The organism is Marinomonas posidonica, assembly GCF_043643765.1.
Lineage (GTDB): Bacteria > Pseudomonadota > Gammaproteobacteria > Pseudomonadales > Marinomonadaceae > Marinomonas > Marinomonas posidonica_A.
Genome location: NZ_JBHZSP010000003.1, coordinates 260,440 through 282,670 on the forward strand (window position 1 = coordinate 260,440; position 22,231 = coordinate 282,670).

20 protein-coding genes are annotated in these 22,231 nt (G+C 44.0%); 14 read left to right on the forward strand and 6 right to left on the reverse strand.

Translation table 11 applies throughout. The annotated features are described in order from the left end of the window. Window positions 1-26: 26 nt before the first annotated feature. Both ACHUFM_RS05130 and ACHUFM_RS05135 read left to right on the forward strand, forming a co-directional pair. Window positions 27-899, forward strand: coding sequence for a DMT family transporter (locus tag ACHUFM_RS05130; RefSeq protein ID WP_394180203.1), 873 nt, complete (start codon window positions 27-29; stop codon window positions 897-899). A gap of 135 nt (window positions 900-1,034) precedes the next feature. Then, a complete protein-coding gene (locus ACHUFM_RS05135; RefSeq protein ID WP_394180204.1) occupies window positions 1,035-1,667 on the forward strand; it encodes a LysE family translocator in 633 nt (210 codons plus the stop codon). A gap of 134 nt (window positions 1,668-1,801) precedes the next feature. Here ACHUFM_RS05135 and ACHUFM_RS05140 read toward each other — a convergent pair whose 3' ends face one another. Continuing rightward, window positions 1,802-2,227, reverse strand: coding sequence for a DUF3010 family protein (locus ACHUFM_RS05140; RefSeq protein ID WP_394180206.1), 426 nt, complete (start codon window positions 2,225-2,227; stop codon window positions 1,802-1,804). Between the two features lie 299 nt (window positions 2,228-2,526). On the opposite strand from ACHUFM_RS05140, the gene ACHUFM_RS05145 reads away from it, so the two are divergent. Further along, window positions 2,527-3,771, forward strand: coding sequence for a pyridoxal-phosphate-dependent aminotransferase family protein (locus tag ACHUFM_RS05145; RefSeq protein WP_394180208.1), 1,245 nt, complete (start codon window positions 2,527-2,529; stop codon window positions 3,769-3,771). Window positions 3,772-3,805: 34 nt separating this feature from the next. Here the strand turns inward: ACHUFM_RS05145 and yddG are convergent, their stop codons facing one another. Beyond that, complete coding sequence (gene yddG / locus ACHUFM_RS05150; protein WP_394180210.1) at window positions 3,806-4,729, reverse strand: aromatic amino acid exporter YddG; 924 nt, start codon at window positions 4,727-4,729, stop codon at window positions 3,806-3,808. Window positions 4,730-4,969: 240 nt separating this feature from the next. Here yddG and ACHUFM_RS05155 point away from each other — a divergent pair, with 240 nt between their 5' ends. The 6 genes from ACHUFM_RS05155 (at window position 4,970) to ACHUFM_RS05180 (ending at window position 11,267) form a co-directional block, all read left to right on the forward strand. Next, window positions 4,970-5,962, forward strand: a complete 993-nt coding sequence (locus tag ACHUFM_RS05155; RefSeq protein ID WP_394180212.1) for a Bug family tripartite tricarboxylate transporter substrate binding protein — start codon at window positions 4,970-4,972, stop codon at window positions 5,960-5,962. A gap of 82 nt (window positions 5,963-6,044) precedes the next feature. Then, window positions 6,045-6,485, forward strand: coding sequence for a tripartite tricarboxylate transporter TctB family protein (locus tag ACHUFM_RS05160; RefSeq protein ID WP_394180214.1), 441 nt, complete (start codon window positions 6,045-6,047; stop codon window positions 6,483-6,485). A gap of 1 nt (window position 6,486) precedes the next feature. Continuing rightward, window positions 6,487-8,001: a tripartite tricarboxylate transporter permease gene (locus ACHUFM_RS05165; protein WP_394180216.1), complete on the forward strand. Its 1,515-nt coding sequence runs from the start codon at window positions 6,487-6,489 to the stop codon at window positions 7,999-8,001. 101 nt (window positions 8,002-8,102) lie between these two features. Then, window positions 8,103-8,786: a response regulator transcription factor gene (locus ACHUFM_RS05170; RefSeq protein ID WP_394180218.1), complete on the forward strand. Its 684-nt coding sequence runs from the start codon at window positions 8,103-8,105 to the stop codon at window positions 8,784-8,786. Then, window positions 8,749-10,209: a sensor histidine kinase gene (locus tag ACHUFM_RS05175; protein WP_394180220.1), complete on the forward strand. Its 1,461-nt coding sequence runs from the start codon at window positions 8,749-8,751 to the stop codon at window positions 10,207-10,209. The genes ACHUFM_RS05170 and ACHUFM_RS05175 overlap by 38 nt, the downstream gene beginning before the upstream one ends. Next, a complete protein-coding gene (locus ACHUFM_RS05180; RefSeq protein WP_394180222.1) occupies window positions 10,209-11,267 on the forward strand; it encodes an ABC transporter substrate-binding protein in 1,059 nt (352 codons plus the stop codon). Before ACHUFM_RS05175 ends, ACHUFM_RS05180 begins: the two co-directional genes overlap by 1 nt. On the opposite strand, the gene ACHUFM_RS05185 is transcribed toward ACHUFM_RS05180, so the two are convergent. Next, a complete protein-coding gene (locus ACHUFM_RS05185; RefSeq protein ID WP_394180224.1) occupies window positions 11,251-11,970 on the reverse strand; it encodes an AraC family transcriptional regulator in 720 nt (239 codons plus the stop codon). The two genes, ACHUFM_RS05180 and ACHUFM_RS05185, sit on opposite strands and share 17 nt — an antisense overlap. A 110-nt stretch (window positions 11,971-12,080) precedes the next feature. Between ACHUFM_RS05185 and ACHUFM_RS05190 the strand changes: the two genes are divergently transcribed. Continuing rightward, window positions 12,081-12,698, forward strand: coding sequence for a cupredoxin domain-containing protein (locus ACHUFM_RS05190; RefSeq protein ID WP_394180226.1), 618 nt, complete (start codon window positions 12,081-12,083; stop codon window positions 12,696-12,698). 84 nt (window positions 12,699-12,782) lie between these two features. Here the strand turns inward: ACHUFM_RS05190 and ACHUFM_RS05195 are convergent, their stop codons facing one another. Beyond that, window positions 12,783-14,261 carry a RimK family protein gene (locus ACHUFM_RS05195; protein ID WP_394180228.1) on the reverse strand — a complete coding sequence of 493 codons (1,479 nt, stop codon included), beginning with the start codon at window positions 14,259-14,261 and terminating at the stop codon, window positions 12,783-12,785. Between the two features lie 226 nt (window positions 14,262-14,487). Here ACHUFM_RS05195 and ACHUFM_RS05200 point away from each other — a divergent pair, with 226 nt between their 5' ends. The 3 genes from ACHUFM_RS05200 to ACHUFM_RS05210 all read left to right on the forward strand — a co-directional run bounded on the left by ACHUFM_RS05200 (window position 14,488) and on the right by ACHUFM_RS05210 (window position 17,248). Continuing rightward, window positions 14,488-15,618: a peptidase C39 family protein gene (locus ACHUFM_RS05200; RefSeq protein ID WP_394180230.1), complete on the forward strand. Its 1,131-nt coding sequence runs from the start codon at window positions 14,488-14,490 to the stop codon at window positions 15,616-15,618. A gap of 234 nt (window positions 15,619-15,852) precedes the next feature. Further along, window positions 15,853-16,791 (forward strand): SPFH domain-containing protein, encoded by a 939-nt coding sequence (locus tag ACHUFM_RS05205; RefSeq protein WP_394180232.1) that lies wholly within the window; start codon window positions 15,853-15,855, stop codon window positions 16,789-16,791. 1 nt (window position 16,792) lies between these two features. After that, a complete protein-coding gene (locus tag ACHUFM_RS05210; RefSeq protein WP_394180234.1) occupies window positions 16,793-17,248 on the forward strand; it encodes an NfeD family protein in 456 nt (151 codons plus the stop codon). A 67-nt stretch (window positions 17,249-17,315) separates the two neighbouring features. On the opposite strand, the gene ACHUFM_RS05215 is transcribed toward ACHUFM_RS05210, so the two are convergent. Then, window positions 17,316-18,167, reverse strand: coding sequence for a universal stress protein (locus ACHUFM_RS05215; RefSeq protein WP_394180236.1), 852 nt, complete (start codon window positions 18,165-18,167; stop codon window positions 17,316-17,318). A 29-nt stretch (window positions 18,168-18,196) separates the two neighbouring features. Beyond that, window positions 18,197-19,687, reverse strand: coding sequence for a SulP family inorganic anion transporter (locus ACHUFM_RS05220; protein ID WP_394180238.1), 1,491 nt, complete (start codon window positions 19,685-19,687; stop codon window positions 18,197-18,199). Window positions 19,688-20,042: 355 nt separating this feature from the next. Here ACHUFM_RS05220 and ACHUFM_RS05225 point away from each other — a divergent pair. Further along, window positions 20,043-22,231, forward strand: a 2,189-nt coding sequence (locus ACHUFM_RS05225) for a retention module-containing protein (RefSeq protein ID WP_394180240.1), incomplete at its 3' end; no start/stop codon positions are given.

Sequence of the window (22,231 nt, forward strand, 5' to 3'; positions counted from 1 at the left end):
GCTTAACTAGGGTTTTAAACAATTAGATGACAAGTTTGCTACGTTTGTATGTCGGGATATTTTTGGCTCTGATGGCGTTTGCCGCCAATTCAGTTTTGAATCGTTTAGCATTAGCGGATGGTTTGATTGACCCTGGAAGCTTTACCCTTTGGCGTCTACTGAGTGGTGCCATTACTCTGATTTTATTGTGCTTGATTCATCGACTAGTAAAGGGCAGGGTGACTTTGTCTAGTATGATGCAGGAAGGCAGCTGGGCGTCAGCAACGGCCTTGTTTGTCTATGCTGTCGGCTTTTCCTATGCCTACATTACCCTGTCGACTGGTGTGGGCGCGTTGATTTTGTTTGCTGCAGTTCAGTTAACCTTAATTGGTTTTGCTATCTATTTCGGACAGACATTGGGACGACTTGAATGGTTTGGACTGGTGTTGGCTTTTTCCGGTTTTGTGTATTTAGTGTTACCTACATTAACCTCTCCTTCATTGACTGGCTTTGTGCTGATGACCTTAGCTGGCGTGGCGTGGGGCTTGTATACCTGGCGAGGTAAAAACTCTCGTTTTCCTTTGTTCGCCACAGCGTCTAATTTTGTGCGTACCTTGCCGATGTTGGTGATATTGCTGGTTCTGGTTAATCTCTTCGGTGTGTTGCAGAGCCGTGTTGATGGGATTTTACTTGCCGTGTTATCTGGTGCGGTCATGTCGGGGTTGGGTTATGCGCTTTGGTACGCCGTTCTGCCTCTAATCAGTGCTTCTATGGCTGCGGTGCTACAGCTTCTGGTGCCTATTATTGCCACCTTTGGGGGTGTGGTGTTTGCGGCTGAAAACATCAGCTTACACCTTGTTTCAGCGAGTGCGATTGTATTAGGTGGTGTACTGTTGGTGATCCTGGGAAGGAAAAAATAGGGCACTCTTTTGGTGCAAAACCACCTCTGTGCGTTTTTTTGGTGAGCTGATGTGGCGCAAGTTGTGGCATTAAGAGTCTGAAGGTTGTTCGGTTACATTGGTAAATGATTTGGGAAAAATAACAGGGAGTGTGTTTTGAAGATTGAACTGTGGTTTTTGTTTTTTTGTGCCTACTTATTCATTACTTTGGCCCCTGGGCCAAACGTCATTTTTGTGGTTCAGAATGCCGTTAAGTATGGGTATCGTAAAGCTTTGTTGTCGATTCTTGGGAACCTTACCTGCCAAGCTATTATCGTCCTTTTAGTGGCTTGTGGTGCTGGAGCCATGCTAGAGAAATCGCCGATGGCGTTTTTTATCCTAAAGGTGATTGGCGGAGTTTATCTTATATATCTGGGCGTGACTGGATTGTTGAATCAACGAAGGAAAGAGGGGGAAGGCAAGAAACTGGGGCAGAAAGAAGAAGAGAAGGCAGTGCCGTCGTGTTTTAAAACCGGGTTCTTCGTTTCTGCAAGTAATCCCAAAACAGTTATTTTTTTATCGGCTTTTTTGCCTCAGTTTGTATCGCCAGATCATGCGGTGACACTGCAATTTTTGATCATGTTTGCTTCTATCTGTCTGATCGTCATCTCGGTCCATCTTGCGTACTCTTATCTTGCTAAAAACATTTCAAATGCATTGCAAGCAAGTGGGCTCAGTAAGGCATTTTCAAAAATCTATCATACGATTTTCATTGTATTAGGTGGTGGTCTGATTTTGGGTAACAGATAGTGGGTTGAGCTTGGTGTTCTCTAAGGCAGAGAGCATGGATTTTGACTTTATCGCTTATGCTTAATCTAAAAAGTCTTGTTCATTCTATGCTTTGCCAGACACCGCTTTAGTGTCTGGCTTTACGCATAAAAAAATCAGTCTTGAGACAACGCCACATAGGCGACCGTAAAGGCGCCTTCCTGAAAGGCTTTCAATCCTGTTGCTTTGAAGGGAATCGGCAATGGGCTATTTTGCAAGGTTTCTTTGATTTTACTACTGTTGAACAGATCCACCTGAACACTGTCGATGAGTTGCAGTGCTGCTTCAATTTTAAATCCAACGGCTCCGCCGGCAAATTTTCCTTTGGTTGGGCGCTCTTTGATGGCGACCTGAGTGACTTTATAGTCTTCGAAAAGCTTTTTGAGTGTGAACTGTAGTTTGCGTATGTTTTCACTGTCATTCGGATTGTTTAAGGGAAGTCGGATTTGACGACAGTCAGGAATTTGAAATAAGCCGTCTTCTTTCGACATGAGACAAAGAATGGCTTCACTGCCTTTGATTTCGACACCACAAGTAATCATAAAATAGCCTTATCATTGAAGATTTTTGCCATTATCTCATACTTGTCGTGATTCTCGCAGAGTAAAAAAAGCTGCTTGTTTTCATGAAAAGAAGTCAGATCTAACGCGAAAAGGTTGGCCTCTGGTGGATTACACTCTTTTCATTTTCTTGTCTCTTAAAGTTACGCAGAATACGTTACTATTTCGAAATAATATTTTGTTAAATTGCAAAATACGAGATTTTCTACTGATTAATGTGCGAAAACGTATTTATAATCGGTAGTTGTTTTTCTTTACTCTGACAAATTAGGTTGTATTCAATGACTGCTTCATCGCCACTTGGCGTGACACCACCACTGGTAAAATCTTTAGATGAAATTCTGCCACACGAGCCTTTATTGATGATGGGGGCGGGTCCTGTGCCCATTCCAGAGCGCGTCGCTAAAGCCAACTCTGTGGTGATTAATCATTTGGGGAGTGTCATGGCCCAAGTAATTGACCAGGTTAAGTCCATGGCGCGCTACGTTTTTCAAACTGAATCCGAATGGGTTTTGGGTGTAGCGGGGCCGGCCTCGGCGGCGATGGAAATGGCGGTGGCCAATTTGTTGCAAAAAGATGAGCGAATCTTGTGTATCAACAATGGTTTCTTTAGTCATCGTATGGCAGAGATGGCGGCTCGTGTCGGTGCCGATGTTCATGAATTGCATGTTGGTACGTATGAAGCGGCGGACCCTGAACGGGTGCGTAAAGCGATTGAAGAAACGCGCCCCAAAGTGGTTACCTTGGTTCAGGGTGAAACCTCTAATACGGTGTTTAATCACACCTTGGAAGACATCGCTAAAATCGCAAAATCTTATGGCTGTTTGGTGGTGGTTGATGCGGTTTGTACCTTGAGTACCATGCCGTTAAAGATGGATGAGTGGCAAGTGGATGTGGTAATTACTGGCGGTCAAAAAGGTTTATCTTCTATTCCTGGTGCGTCTTTGTTGGCTTTTTCGGATGAGGCTTGGTCCGCTATTAAACGTCGTACTCAGCCTACCGCACAGTGGTGTTTTGATGTGCAATTGGCGGAAAATTTCTGGCATAAAAATGGCTATCATTATACCGCGCCTGTTTCTGGCATCATGGCGCTTCATGAAGCCTTGAAGCTGGTATGTGAAGAGACACTTGAGCAACGATTTGCTCGTCACTTACGTTGCTCAAAAGCCTTGCAGACGGGGATCGAAGGAATGGGGCTAGAGTTGTTCGTTGCGTCAGAAGCGCGACTGAATTCTGTGGTTGGGATTAATATTCCGCAAGGATTGACTGCCAATCAAATTTGTCATCATATTTCGGATGTATATCGAGTTGAAATAGCCGGTTCATTTGGACAACCTATTGTGCGCATTGGTCAAATGGGTGAGCAATGTCGTGAACACAACCTGTTCCGCACCTTGCATGCCCTAGGTAGTACTATGCGAGATTTGGGCGTAAAAGTGGATCAGCCTAATGGTATGGCTGAGATGGAAGCGTATTTGCAGCGTATGCCAAGAACCCTAGGGCAAGTGACTCAATCCGTCGCCTAGCCATGACAGATCATTTAGTTAGTAACAATGCCCCTTATGTTTGGGGCATTTTTGTTTCTGGCTTTTTATTTGGCATGAAACTGGCGAACAGGGCACCAAACGTAATGAATAAGCAGGCGATGATTTGCCCTTGGGTTAGTTCTGCTTCTGTAAACAGACCAAGCCAAGCTGTAGAAAGAGCGGGGGCGGTATAAGACAACACGCCTAATAAAGACAAATTGCCACGTTTAACACCAAAGTCCCAGCAGAAAAACGCCACACCAACTGGCCCTAATCCTAGACCAAGAATGGCGACCCAGGTACTGCTTGATAGAGTATCTGGTGTGGTTTCCATTGCGAAGTGACTAATGCCTGCCAGTATTGTGGTGATTAGGCAGTACCAAAGCACAGAGCTTGACGGTACATGTTGATAGCGTCGGTTAGCCACAGAATAACTAGACCACAGTAGGGCACAAGCAAAAGCCGCGGCATACCCAGTCCAATGTACTTCAATATTGTTGCTATCTGATAAGGGGGCTTTTGATTGCAACATGATGGCCGTACCAATAAAAGCAACGATGGCACCAACGAGGTGAGTCCAATATAGATAATTTCCCTTGGTCATACCGGCCATTAACACAATCAGCAGTGGCCATAAATAGGCGATGAGGCCAGCTTCCACTGGTGGTGCGTGCTGAAAAGCATAGAAATAACAAAAGTGATAGCAAAAAAAGCCTAGGCCACCCATGGCGATGGCGCTTTTGGGGGTGCCTTGCCAAGAGGCTTTGATTTCTCCTTTAGCAAGATAAACACAGAAAAATAGTATTGTCGCTACACCAAACGTTAGGGTTAACAGAAGCAAAGGTGGGACAAGACCTGCTTGTGTCGTAAACAGAGCTAAAATACTCCACAGCAGAATGGCAATGCTGCCAATGAGAGTGGCTTGTGGTGAGGAAGGAATCGACATAGCAGTACTCATTAATTGTCCTTAATAATAGATTTATCTACAGTTTATGGGGTTAAAGGCGTTTTGGCATTGTTAAAAAAGCGTAAAAGTGTTGTTAAAAACACGTTTTTTTACTAATAAAGCAAAATAAAAAAGGACATTGACAGGGTGGTGACAGGTTTGAAAGGTAAGGTGAAGTCCATCAAGTTTACTGATCATTCAATTTTAGAAACTTGACTCGCTAACAAAAACAATAACAAGCAGGAGAAAATCATGCTTAAACACCTATCTTTGAAGTCTGTTCTTGTCTCTGGTGCGGTTGCACTTTCTTTGGTCGGACAGGCTCATGCCTATGAACCTGCTCGCAGTGCTGAATGTATCGCCCCAGCAAACCCTGGTGGTGGTTGGGATTTCACTTGTCGTAGTGTCGGTAAGGTTTTAGTTGACCAAGATTACATCAAAGGCAATGTGCAAACGGTCAATATGTCCGGTGCTGGTGGTGGAGTAGCGTTTGCGCACACGGTCAGTAAACGTGCCAAAGATGATAATCTGATTGTTGCAGCTAGTACGGCAACCACAACTCGCCTTGCTCAAGGGCAATTTCCTGGTATGAACTCAGATCAAGTGAAATGGGTTGGTACATTGGGTGCGGATTACGGCATCATCGCCGTTGGTAAAGACTCAAAATACACTTCTCTTAATCAATTAATTGACGCCCTTAAGCAAGATCCAACTTCAGTGAAATTCGCTGGAGGTAGTGCATCTGGTGGTTGGGATCATCTAAAAGTCTTGATGACAGCGCAAAAAGCGCACGTTGAGAATTTACCAAAAGTCCGTTACTTGGCGTTTAGTGGTGGCTCTGAAGCCTTAGTTCAGGTTGTTGGTGGTCACGTAGATGCTTTTACTGGTGATGTTTCCGAAGTAAAAGGCTTTATGGATTCTGGTGATTTACGTGTGCTAGCGGTGCTATCGGAGCAACGTTTGCCTGCGCCATTTAACGCTATTCCAACGGCCATGGAGCAAGGTATCGATTCTGTTGCTCCAAACTGGCGTGGTTTTTACGTACCAGGTAATGCCAGTCAAGAGTCCTACGATTGGTGGGTAGATACCATGAACGAGTTGTACACCACTCAAGAATGGAAAGACATCATGACTAAGAATGGCCTGATGCCATTCCATAAATCAGGTGCCGAGTTCACTCAATTCGTTAAAAATCAAACTTTGGACATTCAAATCCTATCGAAAGACATTGGTTTGATCCGCTAATAGCGCACCGCTATTTGGAGGGGGGAACCCCTCCTGTTTTCTCTTTTTAAATTCTACTGATTAACTAACATGGAGCAGAAACATGCGCGTAAATGATCGTGTGTTTGGCATGCTGATGCTAATTCTCGCCGTTGCCTATGGTTGGGAAGCGACTCAATTTCCGGTGCCTTTTGGTGGGCATGAAAGTGTCGGACCTGAAACTTTTCCTATTATGCTGTCCATTATTCTCGGGATCAGCTCAATTTATATGATGGTAAAACCAGACCCAGATGAGAAGTGGGCTCCAGCGGCTATGTTAGTGGAACTGACTATTGTGGTGTTGGCAATGTTGGTTTTTGCTTGGGCGATTGAACCTATTGGGTTTATGCCGGCCGCCGCATTGGTCGTGACGTTTTTATGCTGGCGCATGGGGGCAAGTGTATCGAAGAGTGTTATTACCGGTGTGATTAGTTCTGTTGCCATCTTCTTCTTATTCAATCATGTGCTTGAGTTAGCTCTGCCACTCGGTTTATTGGAGTTTTAATATGGATACGATCAGCTTATTGATGCAAGGCTTTGCCGTTGCATTATCGCCAGAAAGTATTATGTTTGCCGTGGCGGGGGCGATTCTGGGAACGCTTATCGGTGCTCTGCCTGGTCTTGGGCCGGCTAATGGTGTAGCCATTTTGATCCCATTGGCATTTAGCTTGGGTTTATCACCTACGTCGTCACTTATCTTGTTGACCTCTGTGTATGCTGGGGCCATGTATGGGGGCCGTATCTCCTCTATCTTGTTAAACATTCCTGGTGATGAGCCAGCCATGATGACCTGTTTAGACGGTTACCCAATGGCGCTAAAAGGTAAAGCCGCTGAAGCCTTAGCCATTTCGGCCATTGCTTCGTTTATCGGTAGCTTTATTGCTACCATTGGTTTAGTTATTCTGGCACCGATCTTAGCGAAATTTGCGTTGAAGTTTGGCCCATCTGAATATTTTGCTTTATTTGCGTTGGCCTTTGCGACACTTGGTGGTATCACAGGTAAGAACCAATTTAAAACCCTTATGGCGGCGGCCATTGGTTTAATGATTGCGACGGTAGGAATTGACATTTCGACTGGTGTTCAGCGTTATACCTTTAATACCTTAGAGTTGTTTGAAGGGGTAGATTTCATTATTGCCATTGTTGGTTTGTTTGCCATCAGTGAATTGCTGTTTTTCCTTGAACGCCATGCGGGTGATGGTTTAAAGCAAGTGGCGATTAATAAGTTAAAGTTGTCGGCAAAAGACATTATTGCCGTATTGCCAGCGTCCATTCGTGGTGCTTTGCTGGGCTTTGTTTCTGGTGTTTTGCCTGGTGCTGGTGCGTCTTTGGGGAGTTTTATCAGTTACACGCTGGAGAAACGGACTTCTGATAAAGGTGAGTTTGGTAAAGGTGATCCTCGAGGTGTGGCTGCCCCAGAGGCGGGTAACAACGGTGCCGCTTCAGGAGCCTTGGTGCCAATGCTGACCTTAGGTGTACCAGGTAGTGGTACGACCGCCGTATTGTTAGCTATGTTGATTTCGTTAAATATTTCACCTGGCCCTATGTTGTTTCAGCAAAATGCGGATCTGGTTTGGGGTGTGATTGCCGCGATGTTTGTTGGTAACCTAGTATTGCTCCTGTTGAACATTCCGATGGTTGGCATCTTCGTTAAATTGTTGAGCATTCCACCGAAATATCTTATGCCGATTGTGACCTTGATTGCATCTGTGGGGATTTACTCTGTCAGTCATAGTGCTTTAGATTTGTATTTCATGGTGGGCTTTGGTGTCGCGGGTTATATTTTCCGCAAAGTCGATATTCCATTAGTGCCAATTATTTTGGGGATGTTGCTTGGGCCGGAAATGGAAAAAAGCTTACGTCATGCATTGGTGTTATCGGATGGTGATTGGGGTGTGCTTTTTAATAGTGGCTTGAGTATTGGTCTTTGGACTGTGGCAATTCTTGGCTTAGTTCTGCCTATTATTGTTGGTCCAATTGTCCGTGCTAAAATGGCGAGATCAAAAAATAGTACTCGCTAGTTACTAAAGCAATTATTAGAAACTGAAAAATTCGGACGGTATTTACTGTTCGAATTTTTTTGCGTTATACCAAAAAATAATAATGAATTAGCAGGCCCCTTATGAGAATTTTAGTCGTCGAAGACACTCAGGTATTAGGTCAAGCCATATATGAGCGGTTAACCTCGCTTGGTCATGGTGTTGATTTGATAACAGATGGTAAGCAGGCAGATGAAATGCTGCGTTATCAATCTGTGGATTTGATTTTACTGGATTTGAATTTGCCGGGGTTGTCTGGTCTGCAATTATTACAAAAATTGCGACAGCGTGATGATGATACACCGGTGCTTATTTTAACGGCTCGTGATCACATTGATGATCGTATTCGTTTGTTGGATGCTGGTGCAGATGATTATTTGACCAAGCCCTTTGACTTTGGTGAACTCGAAGCTAGATGTAGAGCTTTATTAAGACGTAAGCAAGGCTACGCCACCAACGTAACAGAGCATGGTAATATTCAAGTAAATCGTGACAGTCGACAGGTGTTTATTGAAGGTGAATTAACGCTCATCACCAATCGTGAATTTCGCTTGCTGGAGATCTTCCTTGGGCACCTAGGGCGAGTATTAAGCAAAGATGAAATAACCGATCACCTTTTTAATTTCAATGAAACGCCAGGGCCGAATGCCATTGAGTTGTATGTTGGGCGCTTGCGCAAAAAAATGCTGAAAGGCGATTTAATGATCAGTACATTGAGGGGAATTGGTTATGTGGCAGAAATCACTCAGCCCACAAAATCTGAGTGATGATGAGAAGCTGGCTTTAAAAAAAGCCCCTTCATTACGCTTTCGTTTTATTGTCTCAGGTGTCATTGTTATATGCGTTATTGCAGGCATTGCGATAAATCTAATTTTTGATTACAGTCGCCAATTGGCGGATTTATCCTATGATCGACTGTTACGCAGTGCCTTATTGCAAATGGATGAAAATGTCGCACTGATAGACAACCAGGTCAGTGTTGATATTCCTTGGTCCGCGTTCGCTACTCTAGCTCAAGCTGATGAAGATCGAGTGTTTTATAAAGTTGAGAGTCTAGAGCAGGGTTTTATTACTGGCTATGATAACCTTGGCTCCCAACCGCCAAAACAACCTGTTTTGGATCAAATGCAATTTTATAATCAAAGTTATTCCGGAGAATCGGTTCGATTTGCCTGGCTTGAGCGTCATCTTACCAATCCTGAAAGCGCACAAACTGTTCGTATCATCTTAGGTCAAACACGCTTGTCTAGGGAAAAAATGGCTTCCTCCATTACTCAGCGTGCCGTTGAGGTGGTGGTATTAATTGCGTTGGTTGCCATTGCCTTAATTATGATCGGCAGTCATTTGGTATTGCGTCCTCTGCATCGTATTGAGTGGGCACTAGAAGAACGCGTAAAAGGGGATTTGACCCCCATTACGATCAATACTCCGAAAGAAACCCATCACCTAAAAGTGGCCATCAACCACTTTATGGCACGCTTGCAAAAAAATCTTGAACAACTTGAAAATTATACCGCTGACGCAGCGCATCAATTACGAACACCGTTGGCAAGTCTGAAGGCATTAGCAGAAAATGCACGTGATAATACTTCACCAGAAAAGCAGCATCAGGCCCTAGCGAATATCGTTCGCCAGTGTGATTATTTGAGTCAGACCGTTACTTTATTATTGAATCAAGCGGTGGTGTCTCATCGATTGCAAACTCACCGATTAGAGCCTATGGATTTATTGGTGCCTATTACGGCGTCTTGTCGTGAACACGCGGTGCCCGCTTTGCATCAAGGAGTGCGTTTGTCTTACGAATGCTCTCTTCAGGAGGCTTTGGTGCTTGGTGATGGTTTTTCGCTTCAGCAGATGATGCAAAATTTAATTGAAAATGCGGTGCGATATAGTGGCCATCAAGAACAGCAGCAAACAGATGTGATTGTTCGAGTAGAGGAGTTGCCGAAAACCTACCGTATTCAGGTGATTGATTATGGTGATGGCATTGCTGAAGAAGAAAAAGAGCGCGTATTTGAGCGCTTTTATCGGGCTCGTTATGATATCGCTGGAAGTGGTGTTGGTTTGTCTATGGTGAAAGACATTTTAGATCATCACCATGCTCACATCGAAATTCTCGATACTCAACCCAAGGGCACGACCTTTCAGGTGGACATAGACAAATTGAGCTTTTTTAGAGGACGAATCTGATGAAAGCATGGCTGGCGTTTATCATGTGTTTTGGTTTGTCCTTAGCTTGGGCCGAATCGCCAACCGTTTGGTTTGGGAAAAAGAATGCGTCACGGGTATTAGTGATTAACTCGGCTTTGGACTTGACGTCCTTTGAACCCATTTTGCAGGATTTTGTCGCGCAATATCCAGACGTGCGAGTGGCTTATCGTGATGTGAATACCCTTGAGCTCTATTATTTGACCATTGAGGAACAATCGAGTCCAGTGGCGAGTTTGGCCATTAGCAGTGCAATGGATCTGCATTTTAAGTTGGTTAATGATGGTTATGCCCGAACCTATCAGTCGAGTTTAACGGACAATCTACCGCAAGATTTTAAGTGGCGTGACCAGCTTTTTGCGTTTTCATTAGAGCCGATTGTGATGCTGGTAAACAAAGACGCCTTTCCTGGGCCTTTGCCAGAAGACCGACAGTCGTTATTGCAGACCATACGACAGCATGGGCAAGCCATGACAAAACGTATTGGCACCTATGATATTCGTCAAAGTGGTGTTGGGTATCTTTTGGCGAGTCAGGATGCACGTCAGGCGGATTTAACATGGGGGCGTCTGTTGGAGGCGTTTGGTAGCCACGATGTACAGACCTACTGTTGCACTCATAATATCATCGACGATGTGGCCGACGGTAAGTTGGTATTGGGTTATAACCTGCTTGGCTCTTACGCTTCTCAAAGGGCAAAAGACGACGATCGTCTCAAAATGATTTTGCCGAAAGATTTTACTTTGATGTTGATGCGCGCCGCCTTGGTTCCTAAAAATGCGCCCAACCCTCAGGATGCTGGCTTGTTTATTGATTTTTTATTGTCAGATCGCGCTCAAAAAATGATGCAAGAGCAAGGTTTATTATTTCCAATTCACCCTGATGTGAAAAATGCAGATGATCCTTTTGTGGTGAGTGCGCCAGGGCCAACAGGGATTATAGAATTGGATCAGCAATTATTAGTGGGTCGAGATTATGCAAAACAGCAGCGTTTCATTCGTAACTGGGAAATCGCGTTTGAAATCAGTCAGCAGGAATAAGTCGGTATTGCCCTGGGGTGACGTTTTCGTATTGGCGAAATAAACGCACCAAGGCACTAGCATTCGATAGGCCGACTTTTTCTGCCACTTCTTCTAGACTTTGGTTACTGTGATGGAGCCAGTGCTTGGCCTGTTTTAGCTGTTGTAATCTTTGATACTGCTTAGGGGTTACTTTTAAATGGCGTTTAAATAATACTGTCAATTGGCTTTGGCTTAAGTGCACATGTTGGGCAAGTTGCTCAATGCTCATATCAGCATTTTCTGCTTGTTCGAGTAAATAAATGGCGTTACGCAGTCTTTGGTCGGGCTGCAAAATGCGTTCATTAGGGATGGGCAATAAACGTTCTAATAACGCTAATGCTTGTTGTTTTCGTGTTATGTTATTGTCTTTCACTAAGCTGGCAAGAAAAGGCAAATAGGCTTGGGCTTGCGGTGTTAGCTCAATAAAGGCTTTGGTGCTAATGAGTTTTTCATCCCAAATGGGCAGAGCGTTGAGAATTAGACATTGATTATCCTGTAAGGCCAAATGAGTATGTGCTTGTTCGGTTGAGATCATACAAGCTTGGCCAAATTGGACATTGGCTTGTTGGCCTTCGACTTCCAAATTGAGTTGGCCTGATAAGGGTAAAACAATTTGTGTATGCTGATGCAAATGCGCTTTGGCAGTATCTTGATAAGACAGAATTTCAATGGCATCACGCATGTAAATAACCTTAGACTTTTTCGTTGTGATTTGATTAGTTTAGGGAACGAATAAAAACTTATGTAGACTGATACTCTATATTGAACTCATTAAAAGCAAAAGGAGAATCTATGCGCAATCTGTGTATTGGGATGTTGGCACTTTGTTGGCAGGTTGCTCATGCCGAAGTGGCATTGCAGATTTTGGATCAAGATCAACAGCCTGTGTCAGATGCGGTGGTGTTGGTGGTCAGTAAACAGATAGCAACACCACAACAAAATGCGATTGTTGATCAAATAGATTCTGCTTTTGTGCCTCGTGTGGCTGTGATTCAAAAAGGTCAGTCGGTGGCTTTTCCTAACAGCGACGATATCCGTCATCATGTTTATAGCTTTTCAGAACCTAAAAGCTTCGAAATCAAGTTATATAAGGGCTCTGATATTGCGCCTATTGAATTTGATCAGGCTGGTTTGGTGATTTTGGGCTGTAATATTCACGACGATATGATTGGTTACATTTTTGTAGCAGATAATCAGTTTGCTGTAAAAAGCAATGAAAACGGCTGGGTTACTTTGCCTGTTGATGTGGGTGATGAGGTTACTGTTTGGAGTGAACGTTTCGTAGCCGGTGTGGAGCATATGGAGAAATTCACCATCGGAGACGGCGAACGACAACGTGTTAGCTTAGAATTGTATCCTGTTGTTGAGGTGTCAGATCATCAAGACCATGACAGCGTGTATGACTGGTGATTCTTCTGATCCAGAAAGAATATCCTTAAACAAAATGCAGACACTCTAAGCGCGCATACGTTAGAGTGTTGCAAAAGATGCGCTTTATAAATGAGGAGTGTCACTGCGTTTAAGCTGCATACGGCGTAAAAATTCCGACATAATATGCATATAAAGCTCGTCACCTAAATATTTGTCTTCCACGCCGCGGTCAATGCTAGGGTTGTCGTTGACTTCTATCACGTATCCGCGACCATTTACTTCTTTCACATCCACACCGTATAAACCATCACCTATAGGCTTAGTGGCAGCGATGGCGGCTTGCAACACTCGTCGTGGCACCTCGAAGGTTGGCAAGGTATCAAAACCACCGCTTTTGCTCTTGCTGCCTGTGTGCTGGTAAATTTGCCAGTGGTTTTTCACCATATAGTAGCGACAGGCAAAGATGGGTTTGCTGTTCAGAATGCCGATTCGCCAATCAAACTCGGTATACAAATATTCTTGTACTAACAGAAGCGATGACTTTTTAAACAAGGTATTTAAGCTTTCTGTTAAATCCTGACGATTCTCGGCTTTAATCACCCCTTTAGAAAAAGCACCGTCTGGAATTTTCACTACCATAGGGTAGCTGATAGCCGCTTCTAAGGTACTTTCTAAGTCTTTCTCTCCCTTATGTACTATGCGTGTTTTAGGGCAAGGTACCTTGTGGGTATTAAATAAGTCTGCCAAATATACCTTGTTAGTACAGCGCATGATGGACTGAGGGTCGTCCATTACGACCAAACCTGCTTCTTCCGCTTTTTTGGCAAATCGATAGGTATGGTGGTCGATGTTGGTGGTTTCTCGAATGAACAAACCATCGTATTCCGCTAACCGCATGATGTCTTTTGGTCCAATGGTATCCACTTGTATGCCTAATTGTTTACCTGCTTGAATAAATTTCTTCAGGGCTTGAGCATCACTCGGTGGCATGGCTTCTTCTGGATTAACCAGCATGGCTAAGTCAAATTTTGCGGCACGTTGAGAGCGGCTTTTGTTCCAAACTTTTGTGCTAAACGCTTCCAGTGATTCCGCAAACAAAGTTTCCTCTTCATCATTAAGCTGTTTATGAGACGCTACTTGAAGATCACTGACTTGCCAGGTTTTACGGTATTTCAATTTCACTTCTAATACAGGACAAGGAAAAGCTTCGAACAATTTACGAGAAAACTCTTTCATTTCCGGCTTGGTGGTTTTGCCAAAAATACAATGGAATTGAATGTCAGTCGCTTGTTCTGGTGTGCCAAGGCGGTCAGCCAAGGCGGGTAAAAGTTGAGCGACTTGCATTTCGTACAAGGCTTTTTTGCTGATGTCATTTAATACGCGTACGGATGGCATGACGTGATGCCCACGACTTTCTGCTAACAATGAACAATAGTAGCCGTCAGACAGGTATTTGCTGCTTTTACATAAGTTGATGATTCGTGTTCTGCCTTGGCTTTTGGTTGCCAGATTCAGATATTGCGTGAACGTAATAACACGATCACTGGGCAGAAAGGCGGACCAGTCTTTGAGCTGATCAACAACAATGTAAGTTTGTGCCATTGGCTTTGTTTTCCCCTCTAGAAAAACATAAAAAATAGGATGGTTTAGCCGTTTATTAGGTCATGCTAAATCGTGCAGATAGTGCGCTTGTTATAATGCTAATACAATAAAAAAATGCATCTAAATAGAAAAAAATCTTTTTTTATTTTGGATGAAAAATAGACTGTTTTTTTATCAATATTCCTCCTAGAATGCGCTCTCTTTTAGCCCAATTTCGAGGCGTGCTATGACTCAATTATCCCATTCAATTTCTCTTTCTGATGTGTTTGTTCGTTCTGCAACACTAGATGATGTTACTCGGTTAATTGAGATAGAAAATTCCGCATTTTCAGGTGACCGCCTCAGTCGTCGCAGTTTTCGTCACGCCATTAAAAGCCAAGGAGCGGCGTTGTTGGTTGCTGTTGCTGATGGTGTGTTAGGTTATGCTTTATTGCATCTGCGCCAAGGGACACGTTTAGCGCGTTTGTATTCTCTAGCAGTTTCACCTGAGGCAAGAGGTTTGGGGGTGGCGAAAACCTTATTATTGGCAATAGAAAAGCAAGCTATGAAGCAAGGAAAAAGCTTGTTACGGCTCGAGGTGAGTGAAAAAAATAGTCAGGCCATTCAGCTTTACAGCAAGCTTGGTTATCGTGAGTTTGGTCATTATCAAGCCTATTATGAAGATGCAACCGACGCGTTGCGTATGCAAAAAGTCTTGCGACCAGGGCAAGAAGTACCGAGTAGTCGTCGTGTACCATGGTTAGCTCAAGGTACACCATTTACCTGTGGTCCAGCTTCGTTGCAAATGGTGCTGTCGACGCTTGATGACGGCTATCAAGCCACGCCAGATAAAGAGTTAGATATTTGGCGAGAAGCGACGACGATATTTATGACGTCAGGTCACGGTGGCAGTCATCCTATGGGGCTTGCATTGGCGGCCAAAAAACGCGGCTTGAAAGCCGAGGTGTGTTTGAGTCAAACGGAGCCCTTGTTTGTTGATGGAGTAAGAGATGAGCTGAAAAAAGATGTGATTATTCGTGTGCACGTTAGTTTTACTAGGCAATGCGAACAACAATCTGTGCCAGTTCAGTATGAGGCCTTAGCAATGCAGGCGCTGACGACCGCCTTTGATCAAGGTAAGTTGGCTATTATTCTTATTAGTACCTATCGTATGGACGGTAAAAAAGCGCCGCATTGGGTCGTGATGTCGGGTTATGATGAACATAATATTTATGTGCATGATCCAGACTACGAGGCAAACGATCAGTTGCAAAATGAAATGGATTGTCAGTATGTACCTATTGCACGAAAAGAGTTTGAAAAAATGTCTCGATTCGGTCAAAAGCGTCTGCAAGCTATTGTTTTATTGTGGGTTTAATCTAGTTGGTGTTTTTAATGGATTGCCTATAAGATGGTTATCTTGCAGTAAGGATAGTTGTCTAAAATAAGTTGATTTTATTTTTTATCAAGTTTTTTATTGAGCAATAAAGTTGTCTTCATAAGAAGGTTTATCGGTTATCTATTTAGATATAGAAACCGTGTTTAGGATATTGTGTTTTCTCAGCTCTATTCAAACCGTATTGTCATGGGTTTAAAAAAAGGATCTCAAAGAATGGAAATGGTTATTCATTATTTATTAAGTGTACAGGTACTGGTACTGATTTTAGCGGTCTTCCTGCTAAAGAGTTCGATTAAATTTGTGCCGCAAAACCGTGCTTTCCTGATTGAGCGTTTTGGTAAATATCAATCGACTAAAGAAGCGGGCTTAAACTTCATTGTGCCATTTGTTGATCGTGTTGCGGCAGATCGTTCTTTAAAAGAGCAAGCGGTTGATGTGCCTGAGCAGAGTGCGATTACCAAAGACAATATCTCACTTCACGTTGATGGTGTGCTGTATTTTCGAGTGTTAGATCCATACAAAGCGACCTATGGTGTTGATAATTATGTTTTTGCTGTGACTCAGTTAGCGCAAACGACCATGCGTTCTGAGTTGGGCAAAATGGAATTGGACAAAACCTTTGAAGAGCGGGACCAATTGAATACCAACATTGTTTCTGCGATCAATGAGGCGGCAGGGCCTTGGGGTATTCAGGTCTTACGTTATGAAATCAAAGACATCATTCCACCTCATTCTGTAATGGAAGCGATGGAAGCGCAAATGAAAGCCGAGCGTGTTAAGCGTGCGCAGATTCTTGAGTCTGAGGGCGATCGTCAAGCGGCCATTAACCGTGCGGAAGGTGAAAAAGCGTCTGTTGTACTCGCAGCGGAAGCCGACAAAGCAGAACAAGTATTGCGTGCGGAAGGTGAAGCGAAAGCCATCGTTGCGGTCGCTGAGGCACAGGCTGAGGCATTGCGTAAAGTGGGTGAAGCTGCTGCCACAGAGCAGGGGCAGAAAGCCATTCAGCTCGATCTTGCGACAAAAGCGATTGAAGCCAAGCGTGCTATTGCAAAAGAGTCGTCGGTTGTTTTATTACCAGATGGCGCGACGGAAGCCTCTTCTTTGGTGGCGCAAGCAACTACCATTATCCAGCAAATGAATAAAGGCAATTAGTATGGATTTTTTCACCGAAAACCTTGTTCAGAGCTTTTTAGTTGTGGGCTTAATCTTATTGGTGATCGAAGTGGCGGTGTTAGGGTTCACGACCTTTTTTTTATTTTTTGCTGGGGTGGCTGCCATTGCAACAAGCGTGCTTTTGTATGCTGACGTTATTCCAAATACCTTGCTTAGCTCGTTAATGAGTACAGGTGTGTTAACTCTGGTGGCTGCCTTAGTTTTGTGGCGACCATTAAAGGCAATGCAAGCTAATGTGAGTCGTAAGAAAGCGCAAGGGGATTTGGTTGGTCATCAGTTTGTGTTGCAAGATAGGGTGTCAGCAAACGAATCGCCAAGCTACTCTTATTCTGGCGTAAAATGGCAGCTGATTAGTCAGCAACCCCTTGAAGCCGGCACGCGAGTTGAAGTGACAGAAGCAGAAGTGGGCATGTTTCATATTAAAGCGGTTGAATAGGCAGTTTAAATAACAAAAAACCAGACAGATGGAAATCTTGTCTGGTTTTTTGTGCGTGTTGAAAAAATCAACGTAGGATGAGCAATGGAATATTACTTTCAATGATCATTTTGTTGGTATTGCTGCCAACAAAAAATTGACGGACTTTTGAATGAGCGTAAGCCCCCATAGCCATTAGCTCAATATTATGATCTTCACGATACTGAGTGAGAACAGGATAAATTTTACCGGCTTGAATACTGGCAGTCACTTGAAAACCTTCCTCTTCTAAGAGAGTTTGGGCGGCCTCCAACTTTTCTTTGCGCTCTGGTGTGTCGTCTCCAGCCATAACTAAATGACATTTAAGGCCTAGTAATAAAGGGCTTTTAGCAATTTTAGCAATGGCGTTATCTGCCGCTTCGCGCCCATCATAGGCAATCATAAAATTCTTCGGTGGTGTGAATTTACCAATGCTGATAAGAATAGGGCGATGTTGGCTACGTGCCACTCGTTCAATATGAGAGCCAATGGTGTGAGCATTCATTGTGTGGTGTTCGCCTAAGCGTCCTAGAACGATCAGGCGAGTATCTTCTTCTAGTTCTGCTAAGTTTTCAATAAGATCGCCGTGTCGCTGTAATTGAGATACTTGTTTGGCGCCGGCCTGCAAGGCATAAGACTTGGCGTTGTCCAAAATCATTTTGCCATGCTCAAGTGCTAACTTAGCGCGTTTTGCATCGAGCTCGACTAATTCATCAAGCAAATGCTCGCGGCTACCAAAACCAATGGAGCCGGATAGGTCTTCTTCCGTTCGGCTCTCGTCTTTTTCTAAAGAGTGCAACAAAATCAGAGGACAGGATAATTGTTTCGCCGCCCACACTGAAGCGGAGGTGACGTATTCTGATAATGAAGAACCATCAATACAGGCAATTACGTTTGTCATGGTTGCACTCCTTTTTTATTTTAATGGTTTTAGTGTCCGCCCATCAATTTTTCAACTTCTTCGGGGTTGTTGTGAACACCAAATTTATCAACGACGGTCGCACTGGCTTGGTTCATGCCGATTAAATCAATATCCGCGCCTTCACGACGGAATTTAATCACCACCTTATCCAAGGCTGATACCGATGTAATGTCCCAAAAATGGGCATCTGATAAATCAATCGTAACCTTTTCGACGACTTCTTTAAAATCGAAAGAAGCTGTAAATTGATCAGAAGACGCAAAAAAGACTTGTCCAATCACTTTGTATTTTCTGTGTCCAGTGGTATCACCTAGTTCACTTGTAACGGCCATGAAGCGGCCAATTTTGTTGGCAAAAAACATGGCCGCTAACAATACGCCAACAAACACGCCTAACGCTAAGTTATGTGTGTAAACCACGATAGAAACAGTGGCTAACATAACAATGTTAGTTGAAAGTGGGTGTTTTTTCAGGTTAATCACGGATTCCCAAGAAAAAGTGCCGATGGAAACCATGATCATCACAGCAACCAGTGCAGCCATCGGAATTTGACCGATTAGGTCGTCTAAGAATACCACCATGATGAGCAGCAAGAAGCCGGCAATAAAAGTGGATAATCGGCCGCGACCACCAGATTTTACGTTAATCACAGATTGACCAATCATGGCACAGCCTGCCATACCGCCAAGTAAACCAGACGTGATGTTAGCAACCCCTTGGCCTTTACACTCACGGTTTTTATCACTATTAGTATCTGTGAATTCATCAACGATCGTGGCTGTCATCATAGATTCAAGTAAACCAACGACAGCTAAGCCTAAGGAGTAAGGCAAAATGATCCAAAGGGTTTCAAGGTTTAAAGGCACATCAGGCCATAAGAATATTGGTAACGTATCTGGTAGCTCACCCATATCACCAACGGTACGAATGTCCAGTCCATAAGTCATGGCAAAACCGGTGAGAAGAACAATACAGACTAAAGGCGAAGGAATGGCTTTACCAATCACGGGCAGCAGTGGAAATAGATAAATGATGCCTAAACCAACTGCTGTCATCGCGTATACGTGCCAAGTAACGTTGGTTAGTTCGGGTAATTGCGCCATAAAAATTAAGATGGCTAAGGCGTTAACAAAGCCAGTCACAACGGATCTAGAAACAAACCGCATTAGGCTGCCTAATTTGAGGTAACCAGCAATAATTTGAAACACACCGGTTAATAAAGTGGCCGCCAACAAATATTGTAAGCCGTGATCTTTAACCAAGGTGACCATGAGCAGTGCCATAGCACCAGTGGCGGCTGAAATCATGCCAGGGCGGCCGCCGAAAAACGAAATCACCACCGCAATACAGAATGAGGCATACAGGCCGACTTTTGGATCAACGCCTGCAATAATAGAGAATGCAATGGCTTCAGGAATGAGCGCCAATGCAACAACAGTACCGGCGAGAGAGTCGCCTTTTATATTTGAGAACCAGTCTCGTTTTATCGAATCGATCATGTATTACCTTCTGTATGTATTTAGTCGCAATGAAAATTGCTATCAAGAGTGGCGTCGGGGCTCAACAAACAACTGGAAGGTTGTCTTGTGGGGGTACTATTAGAGTCTAGAAAAGGCTCAGATACACCATGGAAGAATGGTTGATAGTACAAACGCCAGAAAGTGTCGAAATTATAAAGAGTTAGCCTATTAAAGGCAATCATAAGGCTTATTTATGATGCTTCGGTTACAGAGCTTAACATTAATACACAAAGAACTTGGTCGAACTGTACCAAGGTACAATAGCGACAATTCCCTAACACCTCTATCTTGTAATCAATCATAAATTTAATCCGTCATTTACCGGAGACACTACATGAGCGATAACCAAGTATCCTTTGCTACCCTAGGCGATCAAGTCGGTATTATTACTAAATTAAGCGGTTCAGTTGTTGTTGAATCCATTGATGGTCAAGAACGAGTAGTAAAAGTTGGCGACCCAGTATTCTTTGGTGAAGTCGTTCGTACTGGAAATAACGGTAGCGTGACGATTGCCTTTGTAGATGGCACCGAAGTGGTTATCGGAAGTGATGCTAATGTCGAAATAAATGACGAAATTTATAATTCAGGCGATAACGATGACCTTGTGGCGGATTCATCCAGTGATGTGGATGCTCTTCAAGAAGCGATTTTATCCGGTGATGACCCAACCTTAATTCAAGAAGCGCCGGCCGCAGGTGAAACGCCTAGTGAGCAAGACCGTGTCGATGTTGAAATTGAACGAAATGACAACAGTGCCTTACCAGGCTTTGGTAGTGACACATTAAGTTCACTGCCAACTTATGGTTATGATACGGATAATGGATTTGGCTCTAATCTTCGAAATACAGCTAACACAACGATAAGTGAATCAACTTCAAATGATTCAGTTGAAGATACTGTAGCCGAAGCCGGTACAGTAACAATTGATACCATTACATTAGATGACCAGATTGACGCGTCAGAAGCATTAGGTTTGGTGTCTGTTACCGGTACTGCTGCTGGGGGCGATATCTCAACTGGCGATACCGTTACGTTAGTCATCGCAGGAAATACGTATATAACGACCGTGCAATCAGATTCTACTTGGTCTGTTGATGTTGACGGTATGGATTTAGTTGCTGATACAGAGTTTGATGCGGTTGTATTATCTGCAGATGAAGCAGGTAATACGGTTGAAAGCGTCGGTTCATCAACACATACTGTGGATGATTCTGAGCTTCTTGTGAACCTGGATATTGATCCAATTACTGAAGACAGTGTTATCAATGCAGCTGAAGCGTTAACAACGGTAACGGTTACAGGGACAGTAACTGGCGATAGCTTTGAAACTGGTACTGTAACCTTAGTAATTAATGATGTTAATTATACTGCTGATGTAAATGACGACGGCACTTGGTCTGTTGATGTGGCTGGCAGCGATTTGGCTGCGGACTCTGATACCGAAGTTTCTGCAAGTGTGACTGTGAGTAATAGTATTGGTCAGGAAGGAACTGCTGCAACAACTGAAGCATATTTCATAGACACATCTGCTAGAGCCTCAATTCGTGTTAATTCAATCACAAGTGATGATGTTATTAGCGCCGATGAAAGTGCTTCCACTGTCACAGTCTCCGGTCGAGTTGGTTTCGATGCATCAGCAGGTGATATTGTCACAATGACAATTGGCGGTACTTTATATACAGCTGAAGTTCAGGCCAATAAAACTTGGAGTGTAGAAGTTGCTGGTAGTGACCTTGCAGTAGATACATCTTTTGATGTGACTGTTACAGGAGAAGATGCATCTGGTAACCCATATTCAGCAACAACGACTTCAACTCATACGGTTGATACGTCTGCGGATGCGGGTACGGTGACCGTGAATGCGATTACGTCTGATGACGTGATCAACGCGACGGAAGCGACAGGCACAGTTGCGGTGTCCGGTACGGCGACAGGTGGCGATATCGCAGAAGACGATACCGTGACCTTGGAGATCAACGGCACGACTTACACAACAGAAGTTGATGAAAACGGCGAATGGTCTGTAGACGTCGCGGGTTCTGACCTTGCAGCGGACACCGAGTTCGATGCGGTCGTGACGTCTTCTGATGACGCGGGCAACACAGTCGATACAACCGGTTCTTCAACTCATACGGTCGATGTTGAAATCGGCACGCCAGCGATCACCTTCGAAAGCACCGGTGAAGACGACATATACAACGCAGAAGAAGTTGCCGCAGGCGAAGCCGGCACGATCACAGCGACGATCTCGGTGGCCGGCTCCGAAGTGGGCGACACCTTGACGTACAGCGTGAACGATGGCGACGACATCACGGTCACCTTAAACGCAGAAGATATCGCGAATGGTGTTGCGATCGAAGTGTCTCCAGAAGACACAGTGACAGCGACCTTGTCGGATGAGGCGGGCAACACATCCACAGCAGCGACAGAGACAGCGGCGGCAGCGGATGTTGAAATCGGCACGCCAGCGATCACCTTCGAAAGCACCGGTGAAGACGACATATACAACGCAGAAGAAGTTGC

Excerpts from the sequence above, each read along its gene's own strand:
- ACHUFM_RS05130 (WP_394180203.1), top strand. The coding sequence starts at position 27 with ATGACAAGTTTGCTACGTTTGTATGTCGGGATATTTTTGGCTCTGATG.
- ACHUFM_RS05140 (WP_394180206.1), bottom strand. The coding sequence starts at position 2,227 with ATGATTACTTGTGGTGTCGAAATCAAAGGCAGTGAAGCCATTCTTTGT.
- ACHUFM_RS05145 (WP_394180208.1), top strand. The coding sequence starts at position 2,527 with ATGACTGCTTCATCGCCACTTGGCGTGACACCACCACTGGTAAAATCT.
- yddG (WP_394180210.1), bottom strand. The coding sequence starts at position 4,729 with ATGAGTACTGCTATGTCGATTCCTTCCTCACCACAAGCCACTCTCATT.
- ACHUFM_RS05155 (WP_394180212.1), top strand. The coding sequence starts at position 4,970 with ATGCTTAAACACCTATCTTTGAAGTCTGTTCTTGTCTCTGGTGCGGTT.
- ACHUFM_RS05160 (WP_394180214.1), top strand. The coding sequence starts at position 6,045 with ATGCGCGTAAATGATCGTGTGTTTGGCATGCTGATGCTAATTCTCGCC.
- ACHUFM_RS05165 (WP_394180216.1), top strand. The coding sequence starts at position 6,487 with ATGGATACGATCAGCTTATTGATGCAAGGCTTTGCCGTTGCATTATCG.
- ACHUFM_RS05170 (WP_394180218.1), top strand. The coding sequence starts at position 8,103 with ATGAGAATTTTAGTCGTCGAAGACACTCAGGTATTAGGTCAAGCCATA.
- ACHUFM_RS05175 (WP_394180220.1), top strand. The coding sequence starts at position 8,749 with ATGTGGCAGAAATCACTCAGCCCACAAAATCTGAGTGATGATGAGAAG.
- ACHUFM_RS05180 (WP_394180222.1), top strand. The coding sequence starts at position 10,209 with ATGAAAGCATGGCTGGCGTTTATCATGTGTTTTGGTTTGTCCTTAGCT.
- ACHUFM_RS05185 (WP_394180224.1), bottom strand. The coding sequence starts at position 11,970 with ATGCGTGATGCCATTGAAATTCTGTCTTATCAAGATACTGCCAAAGCG.
- ACHUFM_RS05190 (WP_394180226.1), top strand. The coding sequence starts at position 12,081 with ATGCGCAATCTGTGTATTGGGATGTTGGCACTTTGTTGGCAGGTTGCT.
- ACHUFM_RS05195 (WP_394180228.1), bottom strand. The coding sequence starts at position 14,261 with ATGGCACAAACTTACATTGTTGTTGATCAGCTCAAAGACTGGTCCGCC.
- ACHUFM_RS05200 (WP_394180230.1), top strand. The coding sequence starts at position 14,488 with ATGACTCAATTATCCCATTCAATTTCTCTTTCTGATGTGTTTGTTCGT.
- ACHUFM_RS05205 (WP_394180232.1), top strand. The coding sequence starts at position 15,853 with ATGGAAATGGTTATTCATTATTTATTAAGTGTACAGGTACTGGTACTG.
- ACHUFM_RS05210 (WP_394180234.1), top strand. The coding sequence starts at position 16,793 with ATGGATTTTTTCACCGAAAACCTTGTTCAGAGCTTTTTAGTTGTGGGC.
- ACHUFM_RS05215 (WP_394180236.1), bottom strand. The coding sequence starts at position 18,167 with ATGACAAACGTAATTGCCTGTATTGATGGTTCTTCATTATCAGAATAC.
- ACHUFM_RS05220 (WP_394180238.1), bottom strand. The coding sequence starts at position 19,687 with ATGATCGATTCGATAAAACGAGACTGGTTCTCAAATATAAAAGGCGAC.